The organism is Thermoflexibacter ruber (genome assembly GCF_900113045.1).
Classification (GTDB): Bacteria; Bacteroidota; Bacteroidia; order Cytophagales; family Thermoflexibacteraceae; genus Thermoflexibacter; species Thermoflexibacter ruber.
On sequence record NZ_FONY01000069.1, the window covers coordinates 1 to 11,360 of the forward strand.

Here is an 11,360-nt window from a genome sequence, read left to right on the forward strand (position 1 = left end):
AATTTTCAACTTTTGGAATAAAAATATACCTTGTGCTTGGTTGCGGTGAAGTGCTACGAAACTCCCGCCTTCGCCAAGCCCTTTCCGTTAGCGGTAATTTTGTTGCATACTTAAGAGTCAAACGCAATATTCAAGACAAAAAATAATATGGAGAAAGAAATTTTGCAAAGAATACAATATTTGGAAAATCGCTATAAGAGTTTAAAGTGGATGTTTTGGTGCTCCATTTGTATCGCAATAGTATCATTTTTCATTTTGAGATTTACTCAAAGTAAAAAGTTTGAAATAATAAGAGTTAAGGGAATAATAGTTGAAGATTCAAAGGGAAGGGATAGAATTCTAATTGGTTCACCTATACCGCATTCTAAGGACCGAGTAAGGACTGATTCAACAAAAGTTAGAAAATTCTGGGCTAAAAGTTATGAAGAAATGGAGAATCAATATATGTCGTGGTATAAAACATACAAAAACGATGCAGAGGGCATAGTAATAATGAATGAAGAAGGATTTGACCGGGTATTATTAGGAGACAAATTACCTGACCCAAATACAGGACAAAGGATGTTTGAACTTGCCGGAATCCTATGGAATGATAAGCACGGCTGGGAATTAGGCGGTGCGGGGGTAAACACAACCAAAGAGGGTAAATCAAGATCTGTAATTGGTTTAGATAGTGAAGATGGTGAGGCTGTTCATTTGGTTGCTTTAGAAGATGGCACAAAAGCATTGGTTATTAATGGCGAAAATGGAAGAATGCTCATCGGGATGTCAAAGCCAAATGGAAAATTTTTTAAGAACAAAGATAAATTCACAGGCATTAAGTATTTTGATAGTACCGGAAACCTAATTTGGGAAGAAAGTATTGATACATTGAAAAAGTAAAAACTACCGCTAACAGCCGTTTGCCGCAATGGAGGCTGACGTGGTTAAATCAAGTGCAGTGCTTCTATTAAAGTTTGTACTTGGTTGACAGTTTAGTGCTCCGAAATCCCCCACTGCGGCAAGCGGCAAAACGTTGCCTGCCATTTTAAGAAACAAACTAAATAAGCAAAACCAAAAATTTCGTAACTTGCTATAAGGAAACAACAGACCAATGCAAGCAGTATTAGCCGAAAAAGTAACTTCTAATCAAATCAAATCCCCACTTAACTATATTGGTGGGAAATACAAACTCTTGGAGCAGATTTTACCTTTGTTTCCAAAAGAAATAAGCACTTTTGTTGATTTATTTGCAGGTGGTTGTAATGTGGGTTTGAATGTAAAAGCAAAAAGAATAATTTGTAATGACAACCTAAAATTTTTGGTAGAAATGTACCAAGAATTTCAGAAACATAGTCTTACAGAAATATTACAGCATATTGAAAATCAAATTACTGCTTTTGAATTGTCTTTGACAAATGAAGGAGGCTACAAAAAACTACGTGAGCATTATAATGCCCACAAAAACCCTTTGGATCTGTTCGTTTTAGTGGCTTTTTCTTTTAATCATCAAATCCGCTTTAACAATTCTCACGAGTTTAACAATCCTTTTGGGCGTGAAAGAAGCAGTTTTAATGACACAATGCGGGCAAATCTTATTCAATTTGTGCGGAAAATTCAGGCTTTAAACGTTGAGTTTACTTGCTTTGATTTTGAAAAATTTGATTTTTCAAACTTAACCGAAAACGATTTTGTCTATTGCGACCCACCCTATTTGATTAGTTTAGGCACTTACAATGACGGAAAACGTGGTTTTACAGGTTGGAATGAAACCCAAGAACAGAAACTTTTGAAAATTTTAGAAAACCTGCATCAGCGAAATATTAAGTTTGCTCTATCCAATGTTTTGCAGCATAAAGGCAAAAAAAATCAAATTTTGCAAGATTGGCTCAAAAAAAATAATTACTTGAAAGTAAATTATTTACGTGCAGATTATAGCAATTCTAATTATCAAACTTTGGTTCGCAAGAAAAATACAAGCGTGGAGGTTTTGATAACGAATTATGAAGTAAAAAAACCTAAAACTTTGTTTGATTAGATGAGATTTATCGGAAACAAAGAGAATTTGGTAGAGAAAATTTATCAAATTTTGCAAAGCAAAGGTATTTTAGGAACTTCATTCTTTGACTTTTTTTCAGGAACAAGTAATGTAGGGCAATTTTTCAAAAAAAAAGGTTATCAAATTTTTTCGTCTGATTTGTTGTATTTTTCTTTCGTCTTGCAAAAGGCGTACATTGAAAATAACGAAGTACCAAGTTTTGAAAAATTATTGTCAAAAATTGACATCAAAACCCATTCGCTTTTTGCAAGTCCTTTAATGCGGATAGTTGATTATCTAAATACTATCCCGCAACAAGAAGGTTTTATTTTTCAAAATTACACACCCGAAGGAACGAAAAGTTTGGACATTCCAAGAATGTATTTTAGCAACGAAAACGGAAAAATTATTGATGCTATTCGTTTGCAAATTGAAAATTGGAAAAATGAAAACTTATTGACTGAAAACGAGTATTATATTTTGTTAGCTTGTTTGATTGAAACAGTACCTTTTTATGCAAATATTTCAGGAGTTTATGCGGCATTTCAAAAAACTTGGGACGCTAGAGCAGTCAAAAAACTGACTTTGCGACCTATTGAAATTATTGTTAGCAATAAGGAAAACAAGGTTTTTAATCAAAATTCTGTTGATTTAATTGCAGAAATTCAAACCGATATTTTGTATTTAGACCCGCCTTACAACCAAAGACAATATGCCCCAAATTATCATTTATTGGAAACTATTGCTAAATATGATAATCCAAGCATAAAAGGCGTGTCGGGTATGCGAAATTATGAAAACCAAAAATCGCAGTTTTGCAATGCAGAAATGGGCTTAAAAGAACTTTGTAACATTGCAAAAAACGCCCATTACAAGTATTTAGTTTTGAGTTACAACAGCGAAGGCATTATGCCGCAAGATAAAATTTTATCCGTTTTAGGTAATTTTGGTGAAGTGGAATTAGTAGAATTTGATTATTTGCGGTTTAAGTCAAATTCAAATGGTGAGAGCAAAACTAAAAAATTTGTTCAAGAACAACTTTATATTTTGAGAAAAAATTAAACATTGGAAAATATGAGCAAAGAAAAACAACTTTCAAGTGCTGTAATTTCCCTAATTCATCACAATGAACTACACACAAAGGGGTGGTGGGAAAAAACTGTTCAAAACCTAATTATTGCAGTTATTGGAAGCAATGAAAATAATGCAATGAGTAAAAAGCAAGTCGTTGAAATTTTTAAGAATGAATACCTTATAAACATTGATAATGGAAAATTTGATAAGCAAATATCTGCACTAATTGATGCAAAAAAAATAATTTCTCTTTCTTCCGAATTAATTAAACTATCAGAACAGACTTTTGGAGACTACAAGCAAGATTTAGAAAAACAGAAAATTTTAGAAGGTGAAGCCGAAAAAAAATTCAAAAAAATCATTCAGTCAAATTGTTCAGAAATTAATTGTGATGAAGTTTGGGAAAAGTTCAACTCTATTTTACTACTTCCATCAATAAAAGAATTAGGAATTAGAATTTTAGATTTTTTAAAAACAGATAGCCAGTCTTTAGCTAACTCAGAACACTTCAAGAACTTCGTTTCAGAGTATAGAAACTTTGAGCAATTTCTGAAAACTGCTTTATTAGAGTTTTTCAATCTTCAAGACGAAGTAGTCAGATTATACTTGATACGTCAGATAAATGCTTATTTTTTTCTTGTCGCATCAAATCTTGATGAAAAAACCATTAAAAAGGTATATGAATTTTCAAAAATTCGGACAGAGATAGTTATTTACTTAGACACAAATTTCCTTTTTTCAGTTGTTGATATTCACGATAATCCACAAAATGAGGCAGCCAAATACCTAATGCAAGTAATAAAATCAATTAGCAATTCTATTAAAATATCCTTGAAGGTAACAACACTGACCATTGATGAGTTTAAACATAGAATTTGGAAAGAACGTGAAGCATTGAAGCAAGCAAGAAGCTTAAATTTCAATGTTTTAAAGGCTGGTTTAGAAGTTCAAATTTCAAGTGTAAGGAAGAAATATTATGAGGTTTGCGTGAGTAAAGGAAGGCATATTGACCCCGATACTTACTTCAAGCCTTACTATGATGATTTGAAAGTAACTCTCAATGATTTGGGTATTTCAATAGATTTAGCAGAAAACTATGATTTATTATTTTCGCAAAGACAAACAGAAATGTATTCTGAGATTGAAACTCAGATAGACTACCGCCTTAAACAAAAATTGAATTATCAGCAACTAACCCCTGATGAAATTGAAAATGAAAAAGATTTTCTAAGAAATAAACTCACACACGATGTCAAATTATGGTATATTATACGATATCATTTTAGAAACTCTTATTTGGAAAGTCCCAAAGATGTTAAGCACTGGATACTAACGATTGACAACAAGTTTATTCAATTTGATGCTTACAAACAACGTAATCAAGTGCGTGTATGTATAGAACCAAATGAATTTAGTACAATGTTGCAATTCTTTATTCCACGCTCCGAACAACTTGAAAAAGCAATATTAGGTAATTTTAGACTTCCCTTTTTATACAAAGACTATGATGAATTGGAAATGACAATCAATGAGAAAATTCTTGACGCTATGTCTTTATACGAAGATATGACAGAGGAGAAAGCAATACAATTATTGACAAATGATACCTTACGTCATAAAATTAAACTTGACAGCACAACTGAAGAAAATGTCAAACTTTTAGAAAGTGAGTTTCTGAAAAAAAATCTTGAATTGGAGGAAGAGCTAAAAAAGAAGGAACAACAAGAAAAAAAATTACAAGAAAGAGTGGCTAATCTTGAGCATACAACGAAGGAACAGAAAGCAAAAGAAAAGGAAACAGAGTATTTAAACAATCTGAAAATTAAAAAGCAAGAACTTGAAAACTTACGTTCTGCTATTTCTTTGAAAGAAGAAGCGAAAAAATTACAAGAAACAGCTCTCTTGGAAAATGAACATTCTATTAAAGATATTCAAGAATTGATTGAAGAAAAAGTAAAATCAGTTGGATTTTGGAAACGATTAACTACATCAAGAGATAAAATTCGTTCTGAAATTGAAAGAGATTTTCATTTGAGAGTAAAACATCTTTTTGATAAAAAAGAAAGCCTGCAAAAACAAATTTCTGATATAGAAAAGGAAATCTCTGACTTAAAAAAGCGTTTGAACAAATTAGAAAATATGGGCTTAGATGGAGAAATGCAAGGGGCTTTGTTTGAACGAATAGTAGAAGTGTTGCTTAAACGAATTTATCCCAATGCTTCTATTGAGAGAAGTGTAAAAAATAAAAATAGTGGTGAAATTGACTTTGTTATTCGTAATGATGCTCAAAAAGAAATTATCATTATTGAAGCAAAAGGCTATCAGCCTATTTTACGCCCAATGATTTTTTTGGGTAGAATTGATGAGCAAGAAACTGTGAGTTGGTTTTTGGGGAGGAAGTTTCCCGAAATATCCAAAGAGTATAGTAAAGAGAAAGAGCGAGGATATTCAATTTGTGCTTGTTTTATTACTTCTGCATATTTTGAGGAAAATGCAATCAAAGACCTTGAACAAAAAAATAAATCTAAAATTAAACCCCAACTAATTGATGTTTTCTATGATAGGCAAAAATTGGAAGATTTGTTTGAAAAATACGGACTGAAAAATGAATTACGAGACTTAAATAAGTTTTTCAAAAAAACTTTGTAAAAAATGAAACCAAACCTTTGGCTACTCACCGAAGAAAGACCCAAAAAAGAAGTCTTGGCAACTATCTTTCAAAAATTCGCGAAAGATTACGGTTTTGCGTGTTTTGTGGATAGTTTGCGGATTTTACCCATTTTGGAAAATGACAAATTTACTTTCACTTACGAAGTAACAGGTTTTCGGTGTAACAAAGTCAATAAGGTTTTTATCAAAGCCGTTTCAGGCAATTCAAGTTTTATCGACTTTTTAGTTTTCTACCAAGAAAACGAGCCTACACAAGCAGATACGCCCATTTATGCCATAGAAGAAACCAAAACAGACGACAAAGAAAGCCGAAATACAGGCGTGTATCAGCGTTGCAGCAAGTTTGTTTTTATCAAAAATTACTACCCAAATGTAAGAATGATAATGCTCTACAACTTACAAGTAGAGCAAAAGGAAAAACCAACAGAAACCTATATTTTTGGCACAAGACTACTGCTTACTTTGGGAGTTGAGATTCTAGGTAAAAAGTTAGATGAAAATATTTTCAAACCTTTTGAAAGTATAGATGAAATAATTGATTTTAAGGCAAATATGCGAAAAGCCCCTGCGGGAAATGTACCTATTTTGATTACAAAATCAAAGGGTAAAATTCAGATTTCGGGCAGACTTTACAAAAGCGGTGGTCTTTCTCACGACCCCAATATTGGTGCTTTGAGTATAATTTGTGCGGTTTTACGCAAATTGGGTTGGACAAAAAAGTTAGAAATTACACAGCACGGATTAGAACAAAAGCACTTAGGAAAAACCAACAAATTTATCCAAATAGCCAATAAATTAGACGTTTCTTTGCAAGGGTTGGAAGTGCCACAAGCGGAATTGAAAGTAAATTATTGGGAATACGACACCGAAGGCGAAAAATTAGGGACGATTTTTATTCATTTGGTAGTAGAAAATTTTACGCAAGGCTATTCCATTTTTGAAAATCACGCAGGCAGCGAAAAGGGCTATTTCATTACAAAAGAAGGCGAAGCAATTGCCTTAGCAAAATACAAAGACCGAGAAAAATACAAGGCAGGCGACAAAGACCAAATTATTCACATTCCCGACCTAATTTTGATAGATTTTGGGCGTAGCGAAGTGATAAACATTGAGGGCAAAAAGTATAAATTTCGTTCACAAGGTATTGCTGAACTTGCCAATTACGATTTTATTGAGCAGCACTACATCAAAGAGTATTACCCAACTTTCAAAGTTCTGCGAACTGTGGTGCTTTACGGTGGGACAGAACAGCAAATTGTAGAAATTGAAGTTGGCTTTTTGCTCAACGAAAACGGAGAACTCATTTTAGGAATTAAAGCCCCTAAACTTTTCCAAGAAGCCATCAAAAACTTGCTTGGCTTTTGGGCGTGAAAAAAGAAAAAAACGACAGGCAACATTGGCTTGGCGAAAAGCGGGGCTAAGGTGCTAATTTGTAGGGAAGTGCTTTTTATTTACATTTGTACTTATGTGAAGTGTGGTGCTGTTAATTCCCCGCCTTCGCCAAGCCCTGTACGTTGCCTGTCATTTTAGAAAAAATACAACCAAATGGAAAATTCACTAACTTTGCAGAAACCAAAATTAAAGATGAGAACACACCATAGTATAATCAATGGCGACAGCAGGGTAATGAATGACCTCAAAAATGAAAGTGTGCATTTAGTTGTTACATCGCCACCTTATTGGCAACTCAAAGACTACGGAACAGATAATCAAATTGGTTTTCACGAGAGTTACGAAAACTATATCAACAACTTAAATTTAGTTTGGGCAGAGTGCCACAGAGTTTTGCATAAAGGTTGTCGTTTGTGCATCAACATAGGCGACCAATTTGCGAGGGCGGTGTATTATGGACGTTACAAAGTCATTCCTATTCGCACCGAAATTATCAAATTTTGCGAAACTATTGGCTTTGACTATATGGGTGCAGTGATTTGGAAAAAGGTAGCCACAATGAACACATCGGGTGGCGGGGCAGTAATGGGCAGTTTTCCGTACCCACGAAACGGAATTTTGAAAATTGATTATGAATTTATTTTAATTTTCAAAAAGCAAGGCAATGCACCCAAACCAAGCAAAGAACAAAAAGAACTTTCGGTAATGACAACCGAAGAATGGAATGAATATTTTAGCGGGCATTGGCATTTTTCGGGGGCAAAACAAGACCAACATTTGGCTATGTTTCCCGAAGAATTACCAAAAAGGCTGATTAAAATGTTTTCGTTTGCAGGCGAAACTGTTTTAGACCCTTTTTTAGGCAGTGGCACTACTGCGTTAGCCGCTAAAAATCTAAATCGTAATTCAATAGGGTACGAAATAAACCCTAATTTTATTTCAATTATTGCTGATAAATTGGGCATTAACTCAAATCAAATGTTTGATAATTCAGTAATTGAGTTTTCAAAACAAAGTGATTTAGAGATAGATTTTCAACAAAAAATACAAGAATTGCCTTATATTTTTGTGGATACGCACAAATTAGACAAAAAAATTGACGTAAAAAAACTTCAATTTGGTTCAAAAATAGACGAAAACAGCCCTACGGAAAGAGAAGAATTATTTTCTGTGAAAGAAGTTATTAGCCCTGAATTAGTAAGGCTAAATAACGATTTGGTTGTTCGGCTGATAGGTGTAAAAAAAGACGAAAGCAAAAACGGACGTGCTACGGAGTTTTTGAAAGAAAAAACCAAAGGTCAAAAAGTTTTCTTGCGTTTTGATGACACCAAACACGACAGCGAAAACCGTTTATTTGCCTATTTGTACCTACAAAATAAAACTTTCCTTAACGCACATCTGATAAAAAAAGGCTTTGCGTTGGTTGATGAAAGTGTGAATTTTAGGTATAAGAGTAAGTTTTTAACACTATTGCAATCCCAAGAAACTGAATGAAAAAGATAAAAATAACCAACGATAAAATTACGTCTTTGCTTACAGCAGAAAGCCCAAGTTTTCCGAAATACGCTACCCAAATTATCAATTTGGCAAACCAAAATGCAGGCGGAACAAAGCCAAAAATTGTGGGACAAATGAGTGATTTGATACAGCAGTTTGAGGGTAACGAGTTTAAAAAGTGGGAAGAATGGTATTTGGCACAACACCCCAATGCCATTCAAAAAGCCACCGAAAAAATTGTGGAAATGGTAGAAAACCTCAAAGATGTAATGACCAAAATTGACCAAGAAATGATAGAAATGTGGGTGCGGGATTTGGTTATTGTCAAGACCTTTGTAGGCTTAAAATTCCAAGAGGCTATTTTGAAAGCAGTAGCAGACGACCTAAAAACGAATTATCGCTTGGCAGAACCCGAAGAAGAAAGTAAAGGTATTGACGGTTTTGTGGGGAGTCAAGCAGTGAGTATAAAGCCACAAAGCTACGAGGCAAAAAATGCCCTTTCTGAACAGATTTTAGTTCCGATTATCTTTTATGAGAAGATGAAAGATGGGATAAACGTCTATTTTGAGGACAGTCTGCTAACGAGCCAATAAAAACGACAGGCAACATTATGTTTGCGAAAAGGCGGGCTAATGTGCGTAATTTAGGCTTTTGTGATTTCTATAAACGTTGTGCGTAGGGCAAGGGAAGTGCTATTTAATCCCGCCCTTCGCAAACATCTTTCCGTTGGCAGTAATGCTAAAAATCCGCACGACACGACTGCTTCCGTTTATAACTTGCGGACACTTTTAACGGATTAAGACGACTTTTTGACTACATTTGAGAACAAACTTTTTAATAATAAAATGACAGTAAAACGAAATAAAAAAGCAGCATTAACACCTTACTACGAGACTGACTTTGGACAGGCGTATTTAGGCGACAGTTTGGAGTTAATGAAGCAACTGCCAGACAGTTCTATAAATTTAATTCTGACTTCACCGCCTTTTGCTCTGACACGCCAAAAGGAATATGGAAATAAACAGGAGCAACACTACATTGATTGGTTTATGCAATTTTCTAAGGAGTTTTACAGACTTCTTGCTGACAATGGCTCATTGGTTATAGACTTGGGCGGTGCTTACTTGCCAGGACACCCTGTAAGAAGCATTTACCAATATGAGTTACTTGTTAGACTTTGCAGAGAACAAAACTTCTTTTTAGCACAAGAGTTTTTCCATTATAATCCTGCCAGACTTCCGACACCAGCGGAATGGGTGACTGTTCGTAGAATTAGAGTAAAAGACAGCGTTAATATTGTTTGGTGGCTATCAAAAACAGAAAATCCGAAATCTGACAATAGACAAGTGCTAAAACCATACAGCGACAGTATGAAAGCACTTTTGAAAAACGGTTACAAAGCACAAATGAGACCGAGCGGACACGATATTTCGGACAAATTTAATAATGACAATGGTGGAGCAATTCCACCAAACTTACTTGAATTGGCAAACACTGAAAGCAACAGCTACTATATGAAAAAATGTAAGGAGTTGGGCATTAAACCCCACCCTGCAAGATTTCCTAAAGACTTTGCTGACTTCTTCATAAAATTCGCAACGGACGAAGGAGATTTAGTCCTTGACCCATTTGCAGGAAGTAATACAACAGGATATGCTGCCGAAAAACTTGAAAGACGTTGGATAGCAATGGAAATAAATGAACCCTATTTGGATGGCAGTAAAATCAGATTTGAAGAAGAAATAGACCTTTTCAACACAGCAGAAAAAATAAATGGCACGACACAGAAAGTATGATTTATTAGACGTTATAGTTCAATCTATAAATGATTGCGGTTGGAATGTATTGTATGTTGGCGACATTTCACAGCACCCTTTTGTATTAAAGATTTACAATAACGAAGAAAGCTATCTGCTAAGAATTTACATTTGGAATTTAACTCACGGTGGCGGGGCTGCAAGACCAAAAGACGAATATCGTATTCAAATTACAGGTGCTGACCACTTTGAGCAACACAAGGGCGAGAAAACTTTAATCCTTGGTTGGTGGGGAGAAGTCGGAGTATTTGCAGGTTTTGATTACACAAAACATACAGGCAAACTTGGGTTTTCTCCTTCAATGCAAATTCGTGAAGAATTTTTACGCAAAGCACTCATAAACGGCTTTTCACCTTGCGACAAAGGCAATAATGAAATTGCTATTGCATTTCGTCCTGACTTCTTTGTAAGCTATGTTCAATCATTGGAGCAACTTCACGGTTTTGGAACTTCTAAAAAGGACTTTAAAGTTTTGGAAACAGTTTCAGACCAGCCGCTTGAACTTAACACAGAATTGATTGAACAAGTAAGTAAACAAAGACAGACAGCAGTTATTCAACTTATACTAAAAAGTAAAAGGTTTTGAAATTTGGATTAGGAAAATTACGAAAAAAGTACAATATTTGGTAATCAAATTAGTAAAAATGTTATCACAAGCAGACTATGATTTACTAAGGGAGTTACAACACAATGAACGCTATGCCAGAGCGTACAAGAAGATAACTGTGCTTTTAATGCTTCATTTGGGTCAAAGTATGGAGGTGATTAGTGCCAGTTTAGGCATCAGTGAAGGAACAGTGAGGAACTATCGGCAGCGATATGAGCAAGTAGGTTTGGAAGCCTATTTACAAGATAATTATCAAGGTTATACAGGCAAGTTGAGTGTGGCACAG

The 11,360-nt window shown here is 34.5% G+C and carries 11 protein-coding genes; all 11 read left to right on the forward strand.

The window, feature by feature from the left end:
• The first annotated feature begins 147 nt into the window (after positions 1–147).
• Entirely contained in the window at positions 148–882 is a 735-nt protein-coding gene (locus tag BM141_RS21135) for a hypothetical protein (RefSeq protein ID WP_091549441.1), read from the forward strand.
• A gap of 211 nt (positions 883–1,093) precedes the next feature.
• Positions 1,094–2,017 (forward strand): DNA adenine methylase, encoded by a 924-nt coding sequence (locus tag BM141_RS21140; protein ID WP_091549442.1) that lies wholly within the window; start codon positions 1,094–1,096, stop codon positions 2,015–2,017.
• Entirely contained in the window at positions 2,018–3,079 is a 1,062-nt protein-coding gene (locus BM141_RS21145) for a DNA adenine methylase (protein WP_091549443.1), read from the forward strand.
• A gap of 12 nt (positions 3,080–3,091) precedes the next feature.
• Positions 3,092–5,740: a hypothetical protein gene (locus BM141_RS21150; RefSeq protein WP_091549444.1), complete on the forward strand. Its 2,649-nt coding sequence runs from the start codon at positions 3,092–3,094 to the stop codon at positions 5,738–5,740.
• Between the two features lie 3 nt (positions 5,741–5,743).
• Positions 5,744–7,132, forward strand: coding sequence for a hypothetical protein (locus BM141_RS21155; protein ID WP_091549445.1), 1,389 nt, complete (start codon positions 5,744–5,746; stop codon positions 7,130–7,132).
• A 213-nt stretch (positions 7,133–7,345) separates the two neighbouring features.
• Entirely contained in the window at positions 7,346–8,647 is a 1,302-nt protein-coding gene (locus tag BM141_RS21160) for a DNA methyltransferase (protein ID WP_091549446.1), read from the forward strand.
• On the forward strand, positions 8,644–9,243 hold the full coding sequence (locus BM141_RS21165) for an MjaI family restriction endonuclease (RefSeq protein ID WP_091549447.1): 600 nt from the start codon (positions 8,644–8,646) through the stop codon (positions 9,241–9,243). Before BM141_RS21160 ends, BM141_RS21165 begins: the two co-directional genes overlap by 4 nt.
• 60 nt (positions 9,244–9,303) lie before the next feature.
• Positions 9,304–9,450 carry a hypothetical protein gene (locus tag BM141_RS23260; protein WP_177217494.1) on the forward strand — a complete coding sequence of 49 codons (147 nt, stop codon included), beginning with the start codon at positions 9,304–9,306 and terminating at the stop codon, positions 9,448–9,450.
• A 45-nt stretch (positions 9,451–9,495) separates the two neighbouring features.
• Positions 9,496–10,446 carry a DNA-methyltransferase gene (locus BM141_RS21170; protein ID WP_091549448.1) on the forward strand — a complete coding sequence of 317 codons (951 nt, stop codon included), beginning with the start codon at positions 9,496–9,498 and terminating at the stop codon, positions 10,444–10,446.
• Positions 10,424–11,053 carry a hypothetical protein gene (locus tag BM141_RS21175; protein WP_091549449.1) on the forward strand — a complete coding sequence of 210 codons (630 nt, stop codon included), beginning with the start codon at positions 10,424–10,426 and terminating at the stop codon, positions 11,051–11,053. Before BM141_RS21170 ends, BM141_RS21175 begins: the two co-directional genes overlap by 23 nt.
• A gap of 58 nt (positions 11,054–11,111) precedes the next feature.
• Positions 11,112–11,360, forward strand: a 249-nt coding sequence (locus tag BM141_RS21180) for a helix-turn-helix domain-containing protein (protein WP_143090949.1), incomplete at its 3' end; no start/stop codon positions are given.